Source organism: Halomonas sp. NYA30 (genome assembly GCF_976980765.1).
The window spans coordinates 350,542-373,586 of the sequence record NZ_OZ334477.1 but is presented as its reverse complement, the minus strand read 5'-3'; the positions used below and the strand labels follow the sequence as shown (position 1 = coordinate 373,586).

At 54.9% G+C, this 23,045-nt stretch carries 19 protein-coding genes and 2 tRNA genes; 1 reads left to right on the top strand and 20 read right to left on the bottom strand.

Features of this window, described 5'->3' with window-relative positions; translation table 11 throughout:
* Positions 1–32: 32 nt before the first annotated feature.
* From pnp to rlmE, 15 genes are all read right to left on the bottom strand, one after another.
* A complete protein-coding gene (pnp, locus tag ACWI0H_RS01830; protein WP_336269108.1) occupies positions 33–2,201 on the bottom strand; it encodes a polyribonucleotide nucleotidyltransferase in 2,169 nt (722 codons plus the stop codon).
* Between the two features lie 163 nt (positions 2,202–2,364).
* Positions 2,365–2,634, bottom strand: a complete 270-nt coding sequence (rpsO, locus tag ACWI0H_RS01825; RefSeq protein ID WP_007111823.1) for a 30S ribosomal protein S15 — start codon at positions 2,632–2,634, stop codon at positions 2,365–2,367.
* Positions 2,635–2,763: 129 nt separating this feature from the next.
* Positions 2,764–3,684 carry a tRNA pseudouridine(55) synthase TruB gene (gene truB, locus ACWI0H_RS01820; protein WP_485874641.1) on the bottom strand — a complete coding sequence of 307 codons (921 nt, stop codon included), beginning with the start codon at positions 3,682–3,684 and terminating at the stop codon, positions 2,764–2,766.
* The gene (gene rbfA, locus ACWI0H_RS01815; protein ID WP_176304302.1) at positions 3,684–4,094 is read right to left on the bottom strand and encodes a 30S ribosome-binding factor RbfA; all 411 of its coding nucleotides are present in this window, start codon (positions 4,092–4,094) and stop codon (positions 3,684–3,686) included. Before rbfA ends, truB begins: the two co-directional genes overlap by 1 nt.
* 18 nt (positions 4,095–4,112) lie before the next feature.
* The gene (gene infB / locus ACWI0H_RS01810) at positions 4,113–6,692 is read right to left on the bottom strand and encodes a translation initiation factor IF-2 (protein WP_101145695.1); all 2,580 of its coding nucleotides are present in this window, start codon (positions 6,690–6,692) and stop codon (positions 4,113–4,115) included.
* 27 nt (positions 6,693–6,719) lie between these two features.
* Positions 6,720–8,234 carry a transcription termination factor NusA gene (gene nusA, locus ACWI0H_RS01805; RefSeq protein ID WP_008958797.1) on the bottom strand — a complete coding sequence of 505 codons (1,515 nt, stop codon included), beginning with the start codon at positions 8,232–8,234 and terminating at the stop codon, positions 6,720–6,722.
* 72 nt (positions 8,235–8,306) lie between these two features.
* Positions 8,307–8,768: a ribosome maturation factor RimP gene (rimP, locus tag ACWI0H_RS01800; protein ID WP_008958796.1), complete on the bottom strand. Its 462-nt coding sequence runs from the start codon at positions 8,766–8,768 to the stop codon at positions 8,307–8,309.
* 308 nt (positions 8,769–9,076) lie between these two features.
* Positions 9,077–9,153, bottom strand: a tRNA-Met gene (locus ACWI0H_RS01795).
* A gap of 166 nt (positions 9,154–9,319) precedes the next feature.
* Positions 9,320–9,406, bottom strand: a tRNA-Leu gene (locus tag ACWI0H_RS01790).
* Positions 9,407–9,454: 48 nt separating this feature from the next.
* The gene (gene secG / locus ACWI0H_RS01785; RefSeq protein WP_022520708.1) at positions 9,455–9,814 is read right to left on the bottom strand and encodes a preprotein translocase subunit SecG; all 360 of its coding nucleotides are present in this window, start codon (positions 9,812–9,814) and stop codon (positions 9,455–9,457) included.
* Between the two features lie 4 nt (positions 9,815–9,818).
* Complete coding sequence (tpiA, locus tag ACWI0H_RS01780) at positions 9,819–10,568, bottom strand: triose-phosphate isomerase (RefSeq protein WP_101145696.1); 750 nt, start codon at positions 10,566–10,568, stop codon at positions 9,819–9,821.
* A gap of 121 nt (positions 10,569–10,689) precedes the next feature.
* Positions 10,690–12,039, bottom strand: a complete 1,350-nt coding sequence (gene glmM, locus ACWI0H_RS01775) for a phosphoglucosamine mutase (RefSeq protein ID WP_101145697.1) — start codon at positions 12,037–12,039, stop codon at positions 10,690–10,692.
* Positions 12,036–12,950 (bottom strand): dihydropteroate synthase, encoded by a 915-nt coding sequence (gene folP, locus ACWI0H_RS01770; RefSeq protein WP_485874640.1) that lies wholly within the window; start codon positions 12,948–12,950, stop codon positions 12,036–12,038. Before folP ends, glmM begins: the two co-directional genes overlap by 4 nt.
* Positions 12,951–13,064: 114 nt before the next feature.
* On the bottom strand, positions 13,065–15,068 hold the full coding sequence (gene ftsH, locus ACWI0H_RS01765; protein ID WP_176304308.1) for an ATP-dependent zinc metalloprotease FtsH: 2,004 nt from the start codon (positions 15,066–15,068) through the stop codon (positions 13,065–13,067).
* Positions 15,069–15,342: 274 nt separating this feature from the next.
* A complete protein-coding gene (gene rlmE / locus ACWI0H_RS01760; RefSeq protein ID WP_101145700.1) occupies positions 15,343–15,990 on the bottom strand; it encodes a 23S rRNA (uridine(2552)-2'-O)-methyltransferase RlmE in 648 nt (215 codons plus the stop codon).
* Between the two features lie 114 nt (positions 15,991–16,104).
* Here rlmE and yhbY point away from each other — a divergent pair, with 114 nt between their 5' ends.
* The gene (yhbY, locus tag ACWI0H_RS01755; RefSeq protein ID WP_008958789.1) at positions 16,105–16,431 is read left to right on the top strand and encodes a ribosome assembly RNA-binding protein YhbY; all 327 of its coding nucleotides are present in this window, start codon (positions 16,105–16,107) and stop codon (positions 16,429–16,431) included.
* Between the two features lie 94 nt (positions 16,432–16,525).
* On the opposite strand, the gene greA is transcribed toward yhbY, so the two are convergent.
* From greA to ACWI0H_RS01730, 5 genes are all read right to left on the bottom strand, one after another.
* Positions 16,526–17,002: a transcription elongation factor GreA gene (gene greA / locus ACWI0H_RS01750; protein ID WP_485874639.1), complete on the bottom strand. Its 477-nt coding sequence runs from the start codon at positions 17,000–17,002 to the stop codon at positions 16,526–16,528.
* Positions 16,999–20,229 carry a carbamoyl-phosphate synthase large subunit gene (carB, locus tag ACWI0H_RS01745; protein ID WP_485874638.1) on the bottom strand — a complete coding sequence of 1,077 codons (3,231 nt, stop codon included), beginning with the start codon at positions 20,227–20,229 and terminating at the stop codon, positions 16,999–17,001. The genes greA and carB overlap by 4 nt, the downstream gene beginning before the upstream one ends.
* A gap of 69 nt (positions 20,230–20,298) precedes the next feature.
* Entirely contained in the window at positions 20,299–21,444 is a 1,146-nt protein-coding gene (gene carA, locus ACWI0H_RS01740) for a glutamine-hydrolyzing carbamoyl-phosphate synthase small subunit (RefSeq protein WP_485876143.1), read from the bottom strand.
* Positions 21,445–21,810: 366 nt separating this feature from the next.
* Entirely contained in the window at positions 21,811–22,617 is an 807-nt protein-coding gene (gene dapB, locus ACWI0H_RS01735; protein ID WP_485874637.1) for a 4-hydroxy-tetrahydrodipicolinate reductase, read from the bottom strand.
* 117 nt (positions 22,618–22,734) lie between these two features.
* Positions 22,735–23,016, bottom strand: a complete 282-nt coding sequence (locus ACWI0H_RS01730) for a DUF2218 domain-containing protein (protein ID WP_176304311.1) — start codon at positions 23,014–23,016, stop codon at positions 22,735–22,737.
* Between the last annotated feature and the right edge of the window lie 29 nt (positions 23,017–23,045).

Below are 23,045 nucleotides of genomic sequence, written 5' to 3'. Positions count from 1 at the left end.
AAAAACCTAATTAGCGATTTAAATTGAACTGATTAAATCGTGGCTTCGGCTTCTGTTGCTTCTGCGGCAAAAGCAGCTTTCTCTTCTTCGGTGATCTCTTTCATCGACAGCTTCACGCGGTTGCGGTTGTCGATATCCAGTACCTTAACAATCACGTCGTCGCCTTCGTTCAAGAAGTCGCGCACGTTATTAACGCGCTCAGCAACGATCTGCGAGATGTGTACCAGGCCATCGGTTCCCGGCATGATGTTAACAAACGCACCGAAGTCGGCAATACGTACGACCTTGCCGTTATACAGCTTGCCAATTTCCGCTTCGGCGGTAATCGCCAGTACGGTATCGATGGCACGTTTCGCAGCGGCTTTATCTTCCGCATAGATACGGACGGTGCCATCGTCGTCGAGATCGATGGATGCGCCGGTGTCTTCGCAAATTTTGCGAATCGTCGCGCCGCCTTTACCGATAACGTCACGGATTTTGTCAGGATCGATTTTGATGGTGGCCATCGACGGTGCGTTGTCGGAGACATCGCTACGGCTCTGGCTAATCACGACATTCATTTGCTCGAGAATACTCAGACGCGCGGTCAGTGCTTGTTGCAGCGCGAGCTCCATAATCTCTTCGTTGATGCCTTCGATCTTGATGTCCATCTGCAGGGCGGTGATGCCCTCTTCCGAACCGGCCACTTTAAAGTCCATATCACCAAGGTGATCTTCGTCACCCAGGATATCGGTCAAGACGGCAAAGCCATCGGCGTCTTTCACCAAGCCCATGGCAATACCAGCGACCGGTGCTTTCAACGGCACACCCGCGTCCATCAAGGCCAGCGAAGAGCCACATACAGAGGCCATCGAGCTTGAACCGTTAGACTCGGTGATTTCAGACACTACACGAATGGTATACGGGAAAGCGTCTTCGGCAGGCAGCATGGCCTGCACGCCACGACGCGCCAGGCGACCGTGACCGATTTCACGACGCTTCGGGCCACCCATGAAGCCAGCTTCGCCTACTGAGTAAGGGGGGAAGTTGTAGTGCAGCATAAAGCGATCTTTGCGCTCACCTTCCAGCGACTCGATTAGCTGAGAGTCACGCAGCGTGCCCAGCGTCGCCACGGCAATCGCCTGGGTCTCACCACGCGTAAAGATGGCAGAACCGTGCGCTTTTGGCAGCACACCAACTTCGATGGCCAAGGGGCGCACGGTTTGGTTATCACGACCGTCAATACGCGGCTCGCCTTTTACAACGCGTGAACGGACAACGCGTTTTTCCAAACCAGCAAAGGCACTTTTCACGTCATCTTTACTGAACTTGTCATTTACCGGTTCGCCTTCATCGGCTGCCAGCTGCTCAATGGCTTGAGCTTTCAGCTCAGCTAACGCATCTTGGCGCTGCATCTTGTCGGTGATGCGGTAGGCGTCGCCCACTTTAGCTTCAAAGGCATCGGCCATGGCGGCTTTGAGCGCCACATTTTCTTCAGCGGCCTGCCATTCCCAGCGCGGCTTGCCCGCTTCGGCGACCAGCTCGTTGATCGCACTGATAGCGACCTGCATCTCCTGGTGACCGAACAGTACGGCACCCAGCATCTCGTCTTCAAGCAGCTCTTTGGCTTCGGACTCAACCATCAGCACGGCTTTTTCAGTACCGGCGACGACCATGTCGAGCTCAGAGGTGGCCAGTTCTTCAACCGTCGGGTTGAGGAAGTAACCCTGTTCTTCGTTAAAGCCAACGCGGGCTGCGCCAATCGGGCCACTAAACGGTACGCCAGAGATACTCAGCGCGGCGGAGGTGCCAAGCAAAGCGGCAATATCCGGATCGTGGTTACGATCGGTAGAGAGAACGGTACAGACAACCTGCACTTCGTTCATAAAGCCTTTGGGGAACAGCGGGCGGATAGGGCGGTCAATCAGGCGCGAGGTTAGCGTCTCTTTTTCAGTGGGGCGCCCTTCGCGCTTGAAGAAGCCGCCAGGAATTTTGCCCACTGCGTAGGTTTTCTCTTGGTAGTGTACCGAGAGGGGGAAAAAGGGCTGGCTCGGGTTAGCTTCTTTTCGAGCAACCACGGTACACAGTACGACGGTGTCATCCATTGTTACCATGACAGCGCCGGTAGCTTGGCGAGCAATACGCCCGGTTTCGAGCGTGACGGTGCTACGACCGTACTGGAACGTTTTCTTTACCGGATTCACAGCGACTTCCTTCAGCATTATCAATATCTACTTGTCTATTCGTTTAGGTCGTTTTGACTCGTTACCATTCTAGGCGCTGGAGCGCGTTAGGGCTACCTGTTCCCTCTCGTCGTCAACTCGAAACATAAAAAAACGGGCAGCTCCTTGGGAGCTGCCCGTTTCTAATCGTTGCCGTTAACGCTTAACGACGCAGACCTAAACGCTGAATCAGAGACTGATAGCGTTCGAAATCTTTACGCTTTAGGTAGTCCAGCAGCTTACGACGCTGGTTAACCATGCGGATCAGACCACGACGAGAGTGGTGATCCTGCTTGTTGGTCTTGAAGTGGTCCTGCAGGCCATTGATGTTGGCGCTCAGCAGTGCAACCTGCACTTCAGGGGAACCGGTATCGTTATCGCCGCGGCCGTATTCAGTGACGATCTCGGCCTTCTTCTCAGCGGTTAAAGCCATCTGTATCTCCAGTAAGCAATATGCCTAAAAATGAATGGGTGAGACCACGCATATTTGCAGTCTCAAGCTACTATGTGCGTCTTGCATCTTACTATTTTCACGTAGTCTGCGGCGTCCTTGCAACAGGCCTTACGAGATAGCGACGGTACTTAACAGCCGCTTAGGCGCCACTTCCTGGGCACCTTTCACTACACCAAGGCCGATAAACGTCTCGGCGTAATAAAGTCTAGCTAACGCCTCTGGCGCAAGCGTGCCGGTGGTTAGCGTGGCAGGCTGACCATGGGCCAAGCGGCTATGGGCAGTATCGTCCACCGTCAATGACGGCAAATGATCGACCAGCACATCCACAGGCATCAGTTCAGCTTCCAGTGCGGCTTGGTCCGCCAACGCTTCCAAGGCCTCTAATGTCCACATCGCATCGGCTAAAAAAGGCCCCGTTTTGAGCCTTCTTAGTTGACTGATGTGCGCACCACAGCCCAACGCTTTACCGATATCTTCGGCTAACGTGCGGATGTAAGTGCCTTTACTGCAGCTGACTTCCAGCTCGAAAGCAGTGCCTTCAAACGATAGCAGGCGCGCATCATACACGCTTATCCGCCGTGCTGCACGCTCTACGTGTTTGCCTTCACGGGCCAGCTCGTAGAGTTTTTTGCCCTGATGCTTTAGCGCCGAATACATGGGCGGCACTTGGTCAATCTCACCGCGAAAACGGGTGAGCACAGCTTCCACATCATCGACGCTTAGGCTGGGAACTTCATGCTGCTCCATCACCGAGCCTTCCGCATCGCCGGTATCGGTGATTACCCCCAGTTCTACCCGGGTGCGATACACCTTGTCGGCTTCAAGCAAGTGCGACGAGAACTTAGTGGCTTCCCCAAGGCAAATCGGCAATAAGCCGGTTGCCATAGGATCTAGCGTGCCGGTATGCCCAGCTTTTTGAGCCTGGAACAGCCGACGAACACGCTGCAGCGCATGGTTGCTGGAAACGCCCTTAGGCTTATCCAGCAGCAGCACGCCATTAACCGGTAAACCACGGCGTTGACGTGCCACTAGCGAGTTTCCTCACTGGCAGCGGCATCGTCCTCGTCGTCATGATGACGGGCGCGATCCGTCGTCACCGCTTCATCAATCAATGAAGAGAGCTGCTGACCACGCACGACGCTCTCATCAAAATGAAAGCGTAGTTCTGGCACGTGGCGAAGCTTGATACGCTTAGCAATCTGACTTCTTAGAAAACCAGCCGCACGCTTCAGCACCTGCAGGTTTTCCTTAATACGCTCGGGCTCTTGCTCACCCAGCAGAGTGACATAGACATCGGAATAGCCAAGGTCACGGCTAACGGTAACACCGCTGACCGTGACCATGCCTAAACGCGGGTCTTTCACTTCACGCTGAATCAGTACCGCCAGCTCCTTCTGGAGCTGGTCGGCTACCCGGTCGGTACGCTTAAATTCGCGCATGGTTAGCTCCTCGCAGCCTTACAGGCTACGCTCGACCTTCACTTGGTCGAAGACTTCGATCTTATCGCCGACTTGGACATCGTTGTAGTTCTTCACGCCGATGCCACACTCCATGCCGTTGCGCACTTCCTGCACATCGTCTTTGAAGCGGCGCAGCGATTCGAGCTCGCCTTCGTAAATCACCACGTCATCACGCAATACGCGGATCTTCTTATTACGATGAACGTTGCCTTCGATGACCATACAGCCAGCGATAGCACCAATCTTCGGCGCACGGAAGACATCGCGCACCTCAGCAATACCGACGATCTCTTCTTTCCACTCAGGTGCGAGCATACCGCTCATCGCCTGCTTGACCTCGTCGATCAATTGGTAAATAACGCTGTAGTAACGCAGATCCAGGCCTTCGCGCTCAACGATCTCACGGGCAGCGGCATCGGCACGGACGTTAAAGCCGACCACAATGGCTTCTGACGCGAGCGCCAAGTTGGCATCGGTACCGGTGATACCGCCCACACCCGAGGAGACCACAGCCACTTCGACTTCATCAGTGGAGAGCTCTTCCAGGGCGCCTTTGATCGCTTCCAGCGAGCCTTGTACGTCGGCTTTGAGGACGATGTTGACCTTGGCCACTTCGTCTTGACCCATCTGGCTGAACATGTTCTCCAGCTTGGCCTTCTGCTGACGCGCCAGGCGCACTTCGCGGTATTTGCCTTGACGGAAGTTAGCCACTTCGCGGGCTTTCTTCTCGTCGGCCACGACCATGAAGTCGTCACCGGCATCCGGCGTGCCACCCAAGCCTTGAATCTCGACCGGCATGGCCGGGCCAACTTCATCGACTTGCTGGGCAAGTTCGTTGGTCAGCGCACGTACGCGGCCGTAGTGCAGGCCAGCCAGGACGATATCGCCCTTTCTCAGCGTGCCGTTTTGAACCAACACAGTAGCGACCGGACCACGTCCTTTATCAAGGCGTGATTCAACCACAACACCTTTACCTGGTGCGGAAGGCACAGCTTTCAGCTCAAGCACTTCGGAGGCCAGCTGGATCGCTTCCAGCAGCTCTTCCATACCTTCACCGGTCTTAGCAGACACGTGAACGAACTGAGTATCACCGCCCCACTCTTCCGAAATAACGCCGTGCTGCGAAAGTTCGTTTTTGATGCGATCCAGATCGATGCCCTGCTTATCGATCTTGTTCACCGCCACCACCATGGGTACTTCAGCGGCTTTGGAGTGCTCAATCGCCTCAATCGTCTGCGGCATCACGCCGTCATCCGCTGCGACAACGAGAATGACCACGTCCGTTGCCTTGGCACCACGGGCACGCATGGCGGTAAACGCCGCGTGACCAGGCGTATCCAGGAAGGTCACGCCACCGTGGTTATCTTCCACGTGGTACGCGCCAATGTGCTGGGTGATACCACCCGCTTCACCGGTGGCCACTTTCGCTTTACGGATATAATCCAGCAGCGATGTTTTACCGTGGTCGACGTGACCCATCACGGTCACGACCGGTGAACGAGTGATCTCTTCGCCTTCGTAGGAGATGCCTTCGAGCATTTCCGTTTCCAGCGCGTCATCTTTCACCAGCTTCGGCGTGTGGCCCATCTCTTCCACCACGATCGCAGCCGTATCCTGATCGATGGTTTGGTTGATGGTGACCGCTGCGCCCATGTTAAACATGGCCTTGATCACTTCGTTGGCCTTGATCGACATTTTGTCGGCCAATTCCGCCACGCTGATAGACTCAGGGATCGACACTTCACGCACGATCGGCTGGGTCGGTTTCTGGAAGGCGTGCTTGCCATTGCCGGTCTGGTTGCCACCACGGCGACCGCCACGACGTTGCTCGGCACGTTTTACCTTCTTGCCACCGCCGCCACGCTTACGCTCTTCACGCTCACCACGATCTTCATCGTCACGACGACCTTTGGCCTTTGCTGCCGTTTTCTTCGGCGGCGCGGTACGGCGGTCAGAGCGGCCTTCTTTCGGCGGCGCTGGCGGCATGTCGTCGCCCGACGGGGTATCGTCGATTTGCAGATTAGGCACGTCGAGAGCAGGCGTTACAGGCGCCTTTTCAGCTTTCGGCTTGGCGTCAGCTGGCTTCTTAGCAGCGGCTTCTTTCTTGCTCGCAGCTTCTTCAGCCGCTTTAGCTGCCTGGGCCTTCTGCGCAGCTGCTTTTTCTTCAGCGACACGCGCATCGTTTACTTTGCGCTCAGCTTCCGCTTCCGCCATATCACCCACTAACTGGCGTGGGCCGGTGTAGCTAGGCTCTGGCGCTTTCGGCTTCTCATCTTCAGCGCTTTTGACGTAAGTCTTTTTCTTACGTACCTGCACTTCGATAGTTTTGCCACGCTCGCCGGTATTAATACGGCTACGGGTTTTGCGCGTCAGCGTGATGCGGTTTTTGCCCGCTTCAGCCGTGTCGCTGCCACCGTGGCTTTTCTTCAAGAAACTCAGCAGCTTTTGCTTATCTTCTTCAGACACAGCATCGCTTTCTCGAGCGTGCTTTAAACCTGCTTCTTTCATTTGCTCTAGTAGGCGGGGCACATCACGGCCCACCTTTCCTGCGAAATCTTTAACTGTCATATCTGACATATTGACCCTCCTCAGCCCGTGACCTGTTTACTGTGTGTTCGAATCCGATGCGTCATCGACTTCAAACCAGGGCGCACGGGCAGTCATGATCAGTGCCGCTGCGCGCGCTTCGTCCAACTCCTCGATATCGACCAGATCGTCGACAGACTGCTCGGCGAGATCTTCCATAGTGACAATGCCGCGACTGGCCAAAATGAAGGCCAAGTGGCGTTCCATGCCATCCATCTCCAGCAGATCAGCTGCTGGCTGGGCACCGTCTAGCGCTTCTTCCGAGGCAATTGCCATCGTCAGCAGCTCGTCTTTCGCACGTGCGCGTAGCTGCTCTACTAATTCTTCATCGAACTCTTCGATTTCGAGCATCTCTTCCATCGGCACGTAGGCGACTTCTTCCAGGGTAGTGAACCCCTCTTCCACCAACAGGCGAGCAACATCTTCATCCACTTCAAGGTGCTGGATGAAAGAGTCCACCAGGCTATCAATCTCTTGGTCGCGCTTAGACTCTGCTTCTTCTTCGGTCATGACGTTAATCCGCCAGCCGGTAAGCTCAGAGGCCAAACGCACGTTCTGGCCGCTACGGCCAATGGCCTGAGCCAGATTATCTTGCGCCACGGCCACGTCCATCGCGTGGGCATCTTCGTCAACAAGGATAGACCCAACATCGGCGGGCGCCATGGCATTAATTACCAACTGGGCGGGATTGTCGTCCCACAACACAATATCGACACGCTCGTTTTGCAGCTCGGACGAGACTGCTTGAACGCGCGAACCGCGCATACCCACACAGGCACCCACGGGGTCGATACGGCGATCATTGGTTTTAACCGCAATTTTGGCGCGCGAACCGGGATCACGCGCAGCCCCTTTAATCTCAATCAGCTGCTCAGCGATTTCAGGCACTTCAATTTTGAACAGTTCGATGATCAGCTCGGGACATGTCCGCGATAGCTGGAGCTGGGCGCCACGAGCGTCCGGATCCACTTTGACCAACAGGGCACGCACCCGCTCATTCATGCGGTAACGCTCGCCGTGGATCATTTCATTGCGCGGTAAAAACGCCTCAGCGTTTTCGCCCAAATCGATGATCAGGCCGTCACGTGTGGTTTTCTTAACAATGCCAGCAACCAGTTCGCCTTCACGATCTGCATATTGGCGCACGACTTCAGCCCGCTCAGCTTCACGTACTTTCTGTACGATAACCTGCTTAGCGGTTTGCGCAGCAATACGACCAAACGATGCGTTTTCGATGGTTTTTTCGACCACATCGCCCAATTTTAGCGGCGGATCACGCTGCTCGGCGATGGTCTCTTTAATTTCATAATCTGGCGTTTCAAACTCGTCGTCTTCTACGACAGTCCAGAAGCGGAAGGTTTCGTATTCACCAGTGCGACGGTCAATATGCACGCGCACATTGGCTTCTTCTTTGTCAAAACGCTTACGTGACGCACTCGCAAGAGCGGCTTCTACCGCTTCGAAGATGACATCACGTGGGACGCCCTTCTCGTTGGAGATCGCGTCAACGACCATTAAAATTTCTTTACTCATGCGTATGCCTCGCCAGAAAACCTATCCTTATGTGCATCACCCCGGCAGCCTGCCGGCAGCGCCGCCACTCGGTTAATCGTCGAACTGCGGTACAATGTGAGCAGAATCAATACTCTCAATCGGAAAGCAATACTCTTCGCCATCCAGTTGAATGAGTACTTCATCCCCCTCAACACCGACCAGAAGCCCTTGATACTTGCGCCGCCCGTCAAAGGCAGTGCGCAGCTTGAGCGCGACGTGATGACCTTGAAAGCGGGTAAACTGATCCAGGGAATACAAGGGACGTGCCATGCCTGGCGAAGAGACTTCCAACCGATACTCACCGGCAATGGGGTCTTCCACATCCATAACAGCACTGACTTGGCGGCTAATATCTGCGCAGTCTTCCACGCTAACGCCACTCTCGCGCTCGATATAGATCACCAGCCGCGAATTCTTGCCCTGGGAAAGATGGTCGATGCCCCATAGTTCAAAGCCCATGGCAGCAACAACAGGTTCGATCAGCGCGTGAAGCGCAGCGTGTTTAGTGGCCACAGACAAAGCTCCTATAGCCGTTGCATCAGGCACCTGGCCAGGAGTTATTAGAAAAGCTAGGTGGCTGATTGGCGTTACTCGGGAATGTGTCTCCGAAAATCCGGACGACATCCGTTCTTAAGGCGCTCCTGTTTACAAAAGCGCTCGCTATCCAAAAGCTGCTAACAAAAAGCCCCTTCACTGGAAGGGGCTTTTTGAAAGAAACCTTAAGTACCATCTTAGGAACATGTAACAGGGCTAGCCTGGTAAGATTGATTGTTTTCCAAAGTAGTACAAAGGAAACAAACTATCTACATGTTACTAGGAAATGGTAGCGGGGACCGGATTTGAACCGATGACCTTCGGGTTATGAGCCCGACGAGCTACCAGACTGCTCCACCCCGCATCAATCTAGGTCGACGATAATAGACACTAAAGCCACCTACGTCAAGAACTACTTGCTTCAAGAACATCTTACTTAAAGCTGCTTTTCATTTAGCTGCTAAATGCAACAGTGCCATTTTGACAGTAAAGAAAAACATTCTGGGAAGCTGGCGAACCAGCAAAACAGATGGTGCCGAAGGCGGGACTTGAACCCGCACGACCATACGGTCACTACCCCCTCAAGATAGCGTGTCTACCAATTCCACCACTTCGGCATCAGGGGAGGCTAAAGAAACGTTATCTAACTAAACAACGAGGATTAATTACTCGCTGCTTTCCTCTAGCACTGGCGCGGTATTATCCACGTCTGCAGGCCTGTCGTCAAGCGTCGGGACGCTTTGCTGCTGCTCGATCAAACGCGAATCTGGAATACCTGCTTCCGGTGCCTGACCAGCCTGGGTGGCGAAGTAAGCCAGCGCCATCGAGGTAACGAAGAAACCCGCTGCCAAAATAGCTGTCGTGCGCGATAAAAAGTTACCGCTGCCCCGCGAACCAAACACAGTTTGTGAAGCACCGCCCCCGAAAGCCGCACCGGCTTCGGCACCTTTACCCTGCTGAAGCAGAATGAGTACCACCAGGGCGACCGCAATCACCACATGGATCATAAGAATTGCAACTTGCATGGCGTTATCCTGCTGACTGACAAATGGCATAAAAATCATCGGTCTTGAGTGAGGCTCCGCCCACTAGACCGCCGTCGATATCTGGCTGAGCAAGCAGCTCAGCCGCATTACTTGCGTTCATACTGCCGCCGTATAGCAAACGCAGCTGTTCAGCTAACCCCTTATCAAAGCCCGCCTGGTAAGCACGAATGCCTGCCATGACTTCCTGGGCTTGTTCAGGAGATGCCGTACGCCCCGTGCCAATTGCCCAAACGGGCTCGTAGGCAATAACCACTTGCTTGCGCTGGTCTGGCTCCAGGCGAGACATTACATGCCCTACTTGGCGCAGCACCACGTCCATCGTACGGCCTGCGTCGCGCTCCTCTAAAGACTCTCCCACACAGAGAATCGGCGTGATATCCACGCTCAATGCCGCTAGCAAACGCGCAAATATCTGTTCGTCGCTCTCTTTATAAAGCTGACGCCGCTCTGAGTGCCCAACTAATACGTAAGAGACCGCAAACTCTTTGAGCATACGACCACTCACTTCACCGGTATGGGCACCTGAGTGAATGGGATTCAACGTTTGCGCACCCAATGACAGCCCCGTGCCCTCAAACGCAAGGCGCGCCGCATCCAAATAAGGGAACGGCGGAATGATAACGACATCCACGCCCTTTGGCGATACGGCGGCAGAGAAGGCCTGTCCGAATTCGTTGATCAACGCCACGGAACCGTTCATTTTCCAGTTACCGGCAATTAAAGGCGTACGCATCGACTCTCCTCACTCAAGGTGGAGCGAAATGGTATAGGAGCGGCCTTGTCAAGACAACCGCTGTTGTAAGCACAGGTTTGCTTTCCTGGGCCAGCTAGCTATATCGACTAGTGGGGCACATTTATTTAAGCAATGCCTGAACTTGTTCAGCCAAGCTGTGCGCCAATTGTTCGACATCCAAATGGGCACGCCCCTCCACCATCACACGAATTAGCGGTTCAGTGCCTGACGGGCGCAACAATACGCGCCCTTCATCACCCAACTCATGCTCTAACGCAGCAACCGCCTGCTGGAGCGGCGCCGACTCCATCACTTCTTTAGCACTTGTATGGGCGGGTAAACGCACATTAACCAGCGCCTGCGGCACTTTTTCCAGCTCTTTTAGCAGCGTCGGCAGGCTCTTCTGCTCGCGCATCATCAGCGCCAATACCTGCAGCGCCGAGACGATACCATCACCGGTAGTCTGCACATGACCGCAGACAATGTGCCCTGACGACTCACCACCCAACTCCCAACCGTTAGCGGCCATTCGCTCCATGACAAAACGGTCGCCCACTTTTGCACGTTCAAAAGGAATACCCAGATTATCCAGCGCCATGGATAAGCCAAAATTAGACATCAAGGTGCCCACCACGCCGCCCTGCAGCAAACCACGCTCATGACGATCACGGGCAATTAAATAGAGGATATCGTCGCCATCCACTTCGCGGCCATCGCCGTCAACCAACATTACGCGATCACCATCACCATCAAAGGCAATCCCCAAGTCTGCATTTTGCTGAATGACGGCAGCACGCAATGCGGCGGGATGCGTTGAACCTACCTGCTGGTTAATATTTAACCCGTCGGGCGCAGCGCCGATGGTGGTAACGTAAGCCCCCAGCTCGCGAAACACATTAGGCGCGATATGGTAAGTGGCACCGTGGGCGCAATCTAGTACTACCTTAAGGCCATGCAAACTAAGCCGATCAGGCAGGGTTGATTTACAAAATTCAATGTAACGACCTGCGGCGTCGTCGATACGGGTAGCTTTACCCAACTGAGCAGCTTCTGCCGTGGTCAGCGGCGCTTCAAGCATGGCCTCAATACGATCTTCCGTTTCATCAGGGAGCTTCTTGCCCTCTGCGGAGAAGAATTTGATGCCATTGTCATCGAAGGGGTTGTGAGATGCCGAGATGACAATACCCGCGTCAGCACGGAACGTACGCGTCAAGTAGGCGATGCCTGGTGTAGGCATTGGCCCCAACAGCGACACATCCACACCGGCGGCAGAAAGCCCCGCCTCTAATGCGGATTCAAACATGTAGCCAGAGATACGCGTATCTTTGCCAATTAACACCCGCGTTCGACCTTTATCACGGCGCAAGACCTGCCCTGCTGCCCAGCCTAGCTTGAGCATAAAATCAGCCGTAATGGGCGATTTACCCACTGTGCCGCGAATACCATCGGTACCAAAATAGCGCCTTGTCATGCGTCAGACTCCTTGTTAAGCGGCGGCTCGCAGCCCTCTTGTAGTACCGCCCACGCCATATTGACTGCATCTACCGTTGCAGCGACATCATGTACACGCAGAATATTCGCCCCACGCTCTACCGCCATGGCTGCCAGTGCCAAACCACCGGAAAGACGCTCCTCTACCGGGCGGCCTAACACTTTGCCAATCATACTCTTGCGCGACATACCTACCAGCAATGGAAGCTCCAACGATTGCAGAGTCTCCATATATTTGAGTAAGCGTAGATTGTGTTCGACGGTTTTGCCGAAGCCAAAACCAGGATCAATTAAAAGCCGATTACGGCGCAGCCCGGCCGCCTCACACTCGGCCACACGGCGGGCCAAATAGTCAGCCACCTCTTCCTCAATGGGGCGCGAATAAGCAGGTGCCTGCTGCATATCTTGCGGCTCGCCCTGGCGATGCATCAAGCAAACGGGCAAGCCACTGCCCACCGCGGCCAACAGTGCCCCTTCGCGCTCTAATGCGCGCACGTCGTTAAGCATCCCTGCGCCCAACTCACTCGCCTCGCGGATAACAGCGGGACAACTGGTATCCACCGATACCAGCGCATCCAGCTCGCGCACCAGGATTTCCACCACGGGGGCAACCCGGTCAAGCTCTTCCTGGGGGCTGACAGGCGTAGCGCCAGGACGAGTCGACTCGCCGCCCACATCAATGATTGCCGCCCCTTCCGCCAACATTCGCTCGGCATGGCGCAATGCATCATCTAGCGCGACGTGCTGACCGCCATCAGAAAAAGAGTCGGGTGTGACATTAAGGATGCCCATAACGCGGGGAAAGGAGAGATCCAGCAGGTGGCGCCCACAACGCAGCTGGAAAGCATTTTCCGCTGCTTGCGTAGAGGACGTATCCATAAGTGATTTCATGCTGCAGCCTGATCAATAAAAGAAACTTTGCAGTGTTATAGGCACAGCATAACAAAAAAGACGCCCCTTGACGGGGCGCCTTCGGCTTATACGCAGGGTTAACTATCTAATCACCTAGGGACCCGCCGGGCCGCCGAGAGGATCTGAAGGCCGACGGCGCGGCTCGTCATCATCCTCTTCGCCGTCGCCAGAAGCGTTGGTAGACGTATCATCATCGGCTTCTTGCGCTTTTGGCTTATCACCGCCGCCAACAGGCGTACCGCCGCCGGATGAATCACCGTCGTCCCAACCTTCCGGTGGGCGAGGGGTGCGACCTTCCATGATGTCTTTCAACTGCGTGGCATCAATCGTCTCATACTTCATCAACGCTTCGGCCATGGCATCGAGCTTATCGCGATTATCCGTCAGGATTTGGCGCGCCTGCTCATAACAATCGTCGATGATTTTGCGGACTTCTTTATCAAGGCGCGTGGTGGTATCACCCGACTTCATCTTACTGCCGCCCTGGCCTGGGCCGCCGAGGAACTGATGCGACTCGTCCTCATCGTACATGATCGGACCCATCTCGTCCGACAACCCCCACTTCGCCACCATGTTGTGAGCAAGCTCAGTGGCGCGTTTGATATCGTTGGAGGCGCCGGTAGTGACCCCGTTCGGCCCCAACGTCATCTCTTCAGCAATACGACCACCAAACAGCGAGCAGATCTGCCCCAGAATTTGCTGACGCGACAGGCTGTAGCGATCCTCTTCCGGCAGGAACATCGTCACGCCGAGGGCACGCCCACGGGGGATAATGGTTACCTTGTAGACCGGATCATGAGAAGGCACAACCAAACCGATAATGGCGTGACCTGATTCATGATAAGCGGTGTTGAGCTTCTCTTTATCGGTCATGACCATCGACTTGCGCTCAGCGCCCATCATGATCTTGTCTTTAGCCAGCTCCAACTCCTCCATGCTGACCAAGCGCTTATTGCGGCGCGCGGCAAACAAGGCAGCTTCGTTGACCAGGTTGGCCAAATCCGCGCCAGAGAAGCCAGGCGTACCACGGGCAATCAGCTGCGGTTTTACGTCATCACCCAGCGGCACTTTACGTAGGTGAACGCCAAGAATGTGCTCGCGACCACGAATATCCGGCAAGCCAACAGTAACCTGACGGTCAAAGCGGCCTGGACGCATAAGCGCAGGATCAAGCACGTCCGGACGGTTAGTCGCAGCGATAACGATGACGCCTTCGTTAGCCTCAAAGCCATCCATCTCGACCAGCAGCTGGTTCAACGTCTGTTCGCGCTCGTCGTTACCGCCACCCATGCCAGCACCGCGAGAGCGGCCCACGGCGTCAATCTCATCGATAAAGATGATGCAGGGCGCCTGCTTCTTAGCCTGTTCGAACATGTCACGCACACGTGATGCGCCGACACCGACAAACATTTCAACGAAGTCAGAGCCCGAGATAGAGAAGAACGGCACTTTCGCTTCGCCAGCAATGGATTTTGCCAGCAGCGTTTTACCGGTACCCGGAGGCCCTACCATTAACACACCACGGGGAATCGTACCGCCCAAACGCTGGAACTTGGTGGGGTCACGCAGGAAGTCGACTAACTCTTCGACTTCTTCTTTGGCTTCATCACAGCCAGCCACGTCGGCAAAGGTCGTTTTGATCTGATCTTGAGAGAGCAGCTTGGCCTTCGATTTACCAAAGCTCATCGGGCCGCCTTTACCACCGCCGGCGCCACCCTGCATTTGGCGCATAAAGAACATAAAGATGCCCAAAATCAGCAGAATCGGGAAGCTGGCAATAAGTAGCCGCGTCCAGATACTTTGCTGCTCTGGCTCTTTACCCACGACCGTCACATTATTGCTCAACAGGTCGTCCATCAGCTTCGGATCTTCTGCCGATGGGCGGATCGTCTGAAACTGAGAGCCATCCGTGCGCTCACCACTGATGGTGTAACCATCAATTGTGACGCTACGTACCTGCTGATTTTGCACCTGCTGCACAAACTGAGAATAGTTGGTGTTTTGCGGTGCGCTTTCGGTGCTGAAATTATTGAACACTGTCAGTAGGACGGCCGCGATGACCAACCACAGAATCAGGTTCTTCGCCATATCATTCAAGGGGCTACCCTCATTACAAGAATCCGTCAGTTAAACCCTGATGCTTAATAAAGCCTGCTACTAATAATCTTAGTACTATGACATTACATCAGCATCAAGCGTTCAACCATTGCCAAAGCGTCTTATGCCTCGGGCCATCTGTGTCACGCGCGTATTGCGGCTAATGTGACACACGTTGCGCTTGCCTGTCTGGCAATCGCGCTGATAAATCTTGGCTATGAACCACATACACCGTTATCCCATCACAGGTAACGTCATCGAACCATATGATGTGTTAACCGCGAAACCCTTCGGCCAGGAAATACACCTCACGGGAGCGTGCCCGCGATGCATCCGGCTTGCGAGTCACTACCTTGCTAAAGCTGCCGCGCAACTCTTTCAGGTAAGCGTCAAACCCTTCCCCCTGGAATACTTTAGCTAAAAATCGACCACCGGGTGACAGCGTTTCGCGAGCGAGTTCTAACGCTAACTCCACTAAGTACATCGCCTGAGGCTGATCAATTGCCGCCATACCACTCATATTGGGGGCCATATCCGACATCACAAGGTCTACGCGACGATTATCTAAACGTTTTAATATCGCCTCCAACACCGCCTCTTCCGTAAAATCCCCCTGGATAAAGTCCACGCCTGCGAGCGCATCCATCTCCAAAATATCAGAAGCGATAACCACACCTTCAGGCCCTACCCGCTCAGCAGCGATTTGGCTCCATCCGCCGGGCGCTGCCCCTAAATCAATGACCGTCATACCGGGTCGCAGCAGTTTATCCTTTTCATCCAGCTCAATCAGCTTATAGCTGGCACGGGAGCGATAGCCATCTTGCCAACTCTGCTTCACGTACTGGTCGTCAAAATGCTCCTTCTTCCAGTTATTGCTGGTTTTACTAACGGAATGTTTACGGCTTGGGGGCTTTTGCTGCATGTGGGAATCTAACACTGGAATAAGAGATGGGCGCATTCACGCGATCGCTTTCACTCGGTGACGTTTCACCGTAAGATGGAGCGTTAAGCGCTAACCGGGATACCGCAAGATACCATGAGCTTGTCACAGGCACAAAAGAAAGCATTTCGTAGCATTGGCCACCATCTTAACCCAGTGGTCACCGTTTCTGAGAACGGCGTCTCCGAAAATTTGCTCGCAGAACTTAACCGCGCACTCACTGATCACGAACTGATCAAAGTGAAACTCGCCATTCCTGAGCGTGATGATCGGGCTGCCATGATAGCCGAACTGATCGCCAACAGCCGTGCAGACCTTGTGCAAACCATTGGCAAAATGGCGCTGCTCTACCGTAGGAACCCGCAGGTAAATCCAAAGCTCTCTAATGTTACCCGCTTTGAGAACCACCACGGTCGGCATTAACCGTTAGATTGCACTCGCTCTAAAATAGATGCTGCTGCACTAAAACGCCCCTTCAACCGACCTAACCGAGGTCAATTGAAGGGGCGTTTTTTTATTACACGTGCTCGACACTACCTACTTCGTACTCCACATCACCGCCGGGTGTTTTGACCACCACGACATCACCTTCCTCTTTACCGATTAGAGCACGAGCGATGGGCGATGTCACCGAAATACGGCCGGATTTAATATCCGCTTCATCTTCACCGACGATGCGATATGTGACTTCTGCATCGGTATCCAGATTCATTAGCGACACGGTAACACCAAAAATCACTTTGCCGGTTTTCGGCAGTTTCGTGACATCAATTACCTGGCAGACGGAGAGCTTACTTTCGATCTCCTGAATACGCCCTTCGATAAACCCCTGCTGCTCACGAGCGGCGTGATACTCGGCGTTCTCTTTCAGATCACCGTGTTCACGCGCTTCCGCGATGGCCGCGATCACCTGCGGACGCGCTTCGCTTTTAAGGTGGTCGAGCTCTTTACGAAGGCTTCTTTCTCCCGCCACTGTCATCGGGACCTTGTTCATTGACTTGCTCCTGCATGCAGATCCTGAAGGCGCCGCACCGTAATCTCCCTACCGTACTCAAGCGCCATACAAACAGCATTAGCGCCCGCCAAGGTGGTCGCATAGGGCACCTTGCGCGAGAGAGCAGTACGGCGAATGACCGAAGAGTCGTTGATAGCCTGACGACCTTCAGTAGTGTTCACAATGTAGGCGATTTCGTCGTTCTTAAGCAGATCGACGATATGGGGGCGACCTTCGTAAACTTTATTGACGTGCTCCACGGCAAGCCCGGCAGCTTCCAAAGCAGCCGCTGTTCCCCGTGTTGCACATAGCGTAAAGCCTAATGCTAACAGAGAACGGCCCACTTCGATAACCCCTGCCTTGTCCGGTTCACGAACGGAAAGGAACGCTTTACGCTCGCCGGTCAGCGCCGGTATTGCTTCGCCTGCCCCAAGCTGCGCCTTGAAGAAGGCCTCTGCAAAGGTATCGCCAGAGCCCATCACTTCGCCGGTGGACTTCATTTCCGGTGAGAGAATAGGATCGACGCCCTGGAATTTATTAAACGGGAAGACAGCTTCTTTCACGCTATAGAAATGCGGCACGATTTCGTGCTCAAACCCTTGCTCGGCCAGCGTAGTTCCCGCCATGCAGCGCGCCGCGATCTGGGCAAGCGAGGTACCGATGCACTTGGACACAAAGGGCACAGTACGCGAAGCGCGAGGGTTAACCTCAATTACATAGATTTCGCCATCCTGCCAGGCGAGCTGCACGTTCATTAAGCCTTTAACGCCCAGCTCAACGGCCATCTGCTTCACCTGATGGCGCATCTCATCCTGCACATCGGCAGGCAGGGAGTATGGCGGCAGCGCGCAGGCGGAGTCACCGGAGTGAACGCCCGCTTGCTCTACGTGCTGCATGATGCCGCCAATCACCACCTGCTGACCATCCGACACGGCATCGATATCGATCTCGATTGCGGCACTCAGGAAGTGATCAAGCAGCACCGGTGAGTCGTTGGAAACCTTCACCGCGTGGGTCATGTAGTTTTCAAGCTCGGAGGCGTCGTAAACGATCTCCATAGCCCGGCCGCCTAGCACGTAACTGGGGCGTACTACCAGCGGGTAGCCAATCGCTTCGGCTTTATCAAACGCTTCGGCAAAGCTGCGCGCCGTGGCATTGGGCGGCTGCTTCAGGCCAAGCTTGTCGATCATCACCTGGAAACGCTCGCGGTCTTCGGCGCGGTCGATAGCGTCCGGCGTGGTGCCGATAATCGGCACGCCAGCGGCCTCTAGCTCTCGGGCCAGCTTCAGCGGCGTCTGGCCACCGAACTGAACGATCACGCCCACCGGCTTCTCTTTGTCGGCGATTTCGAGCACGTCTTCCAACGTTACCGGCTCAAAGTAGAGACGATCAGAGGTGTCGTAATCGGTAGAGACGGTTTCCGGGTTGCAGTTGACCATGATGGTTTCATAGCCGTCGTCGCGCATGGCAAAGGCGGCGTGAACACAGCAGTAGTCAAACTCGATACCCTGGCCAATACGGTTCGGGCCACCGCCCAACACCATAATTTTCTGACGATCAGACACATCCGCTTCGCACTCTTCTTCATAAGTGGAGTACATATAGGCGGTATCTGATACAAACTCCGCGGCACAGGTATCCACGCGCTTATAAACCGGGCGAATACCAGCAGCCTGGCGGGTTTGGCGGAACTCTTTTTCACTAATGCTGAGCAGCTTGGCCAGGCGCGCATCACCAAAGCCTTTGCGCTTGAGCTGATAGATCTCACGGGCAGAAAAGTCGGCTAGCGAGCGCTTAGCGACGGCGTTTTCAGTCAGCACTAGATCTTCCAACTGCACCAGGAACCATGGATCGATATTGGTCAGGGCAAAGACCTCATCGACACTCATGCCTGAGCGCATGGCGTCCGCGATATAGAAAATACGCTCGGCACCGGCGGCCTGGAGCTCGCCCTGGATAATCGCCATGTTGTCCGGCGTAAAATCGGTAATGATCGGATCGAGGCCATCGTTACCGGTTTCCAGGCCGCGCAGCGCTTTCTGCAGCGACTCTTGGAAAGTACGACCAATCGCCATCACCTCGCCCACCGACTTCATCTGCGTCGTTAGGCGATCGTTAGCCTGGGGGAATTTCTCGAAGGTGAAGCGTGGGATCTTGGTAACCACGTAATCGATAGACGGCTCAAACGATGCCGGTGTACGACCGCCGGTAATATCGTTTTGCAGCTCATCCAGGGTGTAGCCGACCGCCAGTTTGGCGGCGATTTTAGCAATCGGGAAACCGGTTGCCTTGGAGGCCAGCGCCGAGGAGCGCGACACCCGTGGGTTCATCTCAATCACTACCAAACGGCCGGTCTTGGGATCCATACCGAACTGGACGTTAGAACCACCGGTCTCGACACCAATCTCGCGCAGGACCGCGAGGCTGGCGTCACGCATGATCTGATACTCTTTATCGGTCAGCGTTTGTGCCGGGGCCACGGTGATGGAGTCGCCGGTGTGCACGCCCATGGGGTCGAAGTTTTCAATCGCACAGACGATGATGCAGTTGTCGTTTTTATCACGCACAACTTCCATCTCGTACTCTTTCCAACCCAGCAGCGACTCATCAATGAGCAGCTCGTGGTTGCTGGAAAGCTCAAAACCGCGGGTACAGATCTCTTCAAACTCTTCCTTGTTATACGCCACGCCGCCGCCGGAGCCGCCCATGGTGTAGGAAGGACGAATGATCGTTGGAAAACCAAGCTCCGCCTGAATCTCCCACGCCTCGTCCATGCTGTGCGCGACTTTCGCTTTCGGGCATTCCAAGCCAATGCGTTTCATGGCCTGATCGAACAGATCGCGGTCTTCGGCCATGTTAATCGCATCGGCGTTGGCACCGATCATCTCGACGCCGAACTTCTCCAGCACGCCATGCTTTTCAAGCTCGAGGGCGCAGTTCAGCGCCGTCTGGCCGCCCATGGTCGGTAGAATTGCGTCGGGGCGCTCCGCCTCGATGATTTTCTCTACCGTCTGCCAAGTGATGGGCTCGATGTAAGTGGCATCGGCCATGGCCGGGTCGGTCATGATAGTGGCGGGGTTGGAGTTAACCAAAATAACCCGATAACCCTCCTCGCGCAGCGCTTTACACGCCTGGGCGCCGGAGTAGTCGAATTCGCAGGCCTGGCCGATCACAATCGGGCCAGCGCCAATGATCAAGATACTGTTGATGTCGGTACGCTTAGGCATAACGGTTCCCGCAAAAAAATGGTGACGATGAGCGACAAAAGGCGACGATACGGTGATGCAAGGGACGCGTTAACGGCGCGCCTGCATCATAGCCACGAAGCGATCAAACAGCGGCGCCACATCGCGCGGGCCGGGGCTCGCTTCCGGGTGGCCTTGAAAGCTAAACGCCGGTCGGTCGGTAAGCTCGATTCCCTGCAAGGTGCCATCGAACAGCGAACGATGCGTGGCGCGTACATTGGCAGGCAGGGTCGCTTCCTCCGCCGCAAAGCCGTGGTTTTGGCTGGTAATCATCACCGTGCCGGCATCCAAATCCTGCACGGGATGGTTGGCACCGTGGTGGCCGAGGCTCATTTTGACGGTTTTCGCCCCGGCCGCGAGCGCCAGTAGCTGGTGACCCAGGCAAATACCAAATACTGGAGTATCGGTTTCCAGCACCTCCTGAATCGCTTTAATAGCGTAGTCACAGGGCTCTGGGTCGCCGGGGCCGTTAGCCAGAAAAACGCCATCAGGCTTCATCGCCAGCACGTCAGCGGCGGGGGTTTGCGCGGGCACCACCGTCAGGCGGCAGCCGCGGGCGGCCAGCATGCGCAGGATGTTAAATTTCACACCGTAATCGTACGCCACTACGTGGTAAGGGCGCTCGCTTTGCGTGGCATCAGCGTAACCTTCACCCAGCGTCCACTCACCTTCGGACCATTCGTAAGCCTCTTTGCAGGAGACTTCTTTAGCCAAATCCATGCCCTTCAGCCCTGGGAACGCCTTGGCGGCTTCCAACGCCCGCGCCACTGCCTCTTCGCCCTCGGCATCCGCACCGGCCAAAATCGCTCCGTTCTGGGCGCCCTTATCGCGCAAAATGCGCGTCAGGCGGCGGGTATCGATATCGGCAATGCCCAGTACGTTCTGGCTTTTCAGGTAAGCCGACAGCGACTGCTCTGAGCGGAAGCTGCTAGCCATTAATGGTAGATCACGAATCACCAACCCTGCCGCGGCAATAGAAGCCGACTCAATATCTTCAGCGTTAATGCCAGTATTGCCGATGTGGGGATAGGTGAGGGTAACGATCTGGCGAGTGTAGGAGGGGTCGGTGAGGATCTCTTGATAGCCGGTCATGGCCGTATTGAACACCACCTCACCGCTGGTTACTCCATCCGCGCCAATGGCGATACCGTGGAACACACTGCCATCTTCCAGGGCCAATATTGCGGGTTTGCTCAATGCGGGGTTATTCAAAACAAGATCCTCCCATGCTGGTGGGAGCCTGTAGGGCGCAGGCTCAGCAAATTCTTCATGAATCCACGACCTCATTATCAATAATGAGGTCGTAAAAAAGCGGGACGAAGCCGATAAAAAGAATCGGTTTCATCCCGCTTGTTGTTCTATGCCTTTTAGAGCCACGTCACTATCAATGCAATAGCCGTAAACTCAAGGGCAGGCTTTGGGCTGGCCAACGCAACAAGCGCGCCGTCTAAGGTCTGTCAGTCAGAGCTTCTAAGCCACCCGGCCAAAATTTTTGAAATGTTACAGGAATTCTTGGCCTAAAACTACCCCTGAGTGATAGACAGTTAAAGCATCAGTCATTTCTTAATCCAAACCCAGCACATCCTGCATATCGTAACGGCCGACCTCTTTACCAGCGACCCAGCGTGCCGCGCGAACTGCGCCTTTGGCAAAGGTCATCCGGCTGGAGGCTTTATGAGTGATTTCGATGCGCTCGCCTTCGGTGGCAAACATGACCGTGTGCTCGCCAACGATATCGCCAGCGCGCACGGTAGCAAAGCCAATCTCTTTATCCGTGCGTGGGCCGCACTGCCCTACCCGCTCGAACACGCCATGCTCTTTCAGGTTCCGCCCCAGGCTGTCGGCGATCACTTCACCCATTTTAATTGCCGTACCGGATGGCGCATCGACCTTATGACGATGGTGAGACTCGATTATTTCAATATCGTAGCCTTCATCGCCGAGCGCTTTGGCAGCCGTTTCGAGCAGTTTCAGAGTCAGATTAACCCCAACGCTCATATTGGGCGCAAACACCATGGCCACTTTATCGCGGTAGCTATCTAACTGAGCCAGCTCATCATCGCTCATGCCGGTGGTACCAATCACAATGCGCTTACCGTGTTCGGCGCAGAATGCCAGGTTACCCAGGGTGACCTGCGGAGCCGTGAAGTCGATCAACACATCGAAATCATCAACTATCGACGCGAGTGAATCTACCGCGACGACACCGCGCTTCCCTACCCCAGCGAGCTCGCCAATATCAGCGCCCGCTAAGGAACTGCCTGGCTCCACAATGCCGCCAGCCAGCGTTGCCTTAGCATCTTGCTCAATAGCATTTACCAACGTACGGCCCATGCGGCCAGCCACGCCTACAATGGCAATTCGGGTCATGCGAACTCCTGCGCTCTGCGTTCCGGTATGTCAAAAGTGCCGCCATTATAGCAGACGCACCAGCGCATTAGACGCTCTCCTTTACCGCCATGAAGATTGCTGCCATGAAGACTCAGTTTAGTTCTCCCAAACAATCGCCAACTCTTCATCCCCTGCCATACGAATTAAGTGACGCTCGACCACACCTTCAAGCTCATCCAAATGCTCCTCTTCCAGGGTTTCGATGGCGACCACCAATTTATCGGGCTCAGCGAGCATTAAGCAGGTGCCGGTGGCAAACGTAATGGTGGCCTGCTGATCGCTTTGCTCGACCTCTAGCTTATGCGCCCAGTGTTTACAGAGCCGATTAATTAAACGCTCGGCGGAAGGCGTGGCAATTTCAACACGAGATAAAGGCATAGCGGCCCCTCCAAAAATGTAAGTACTTA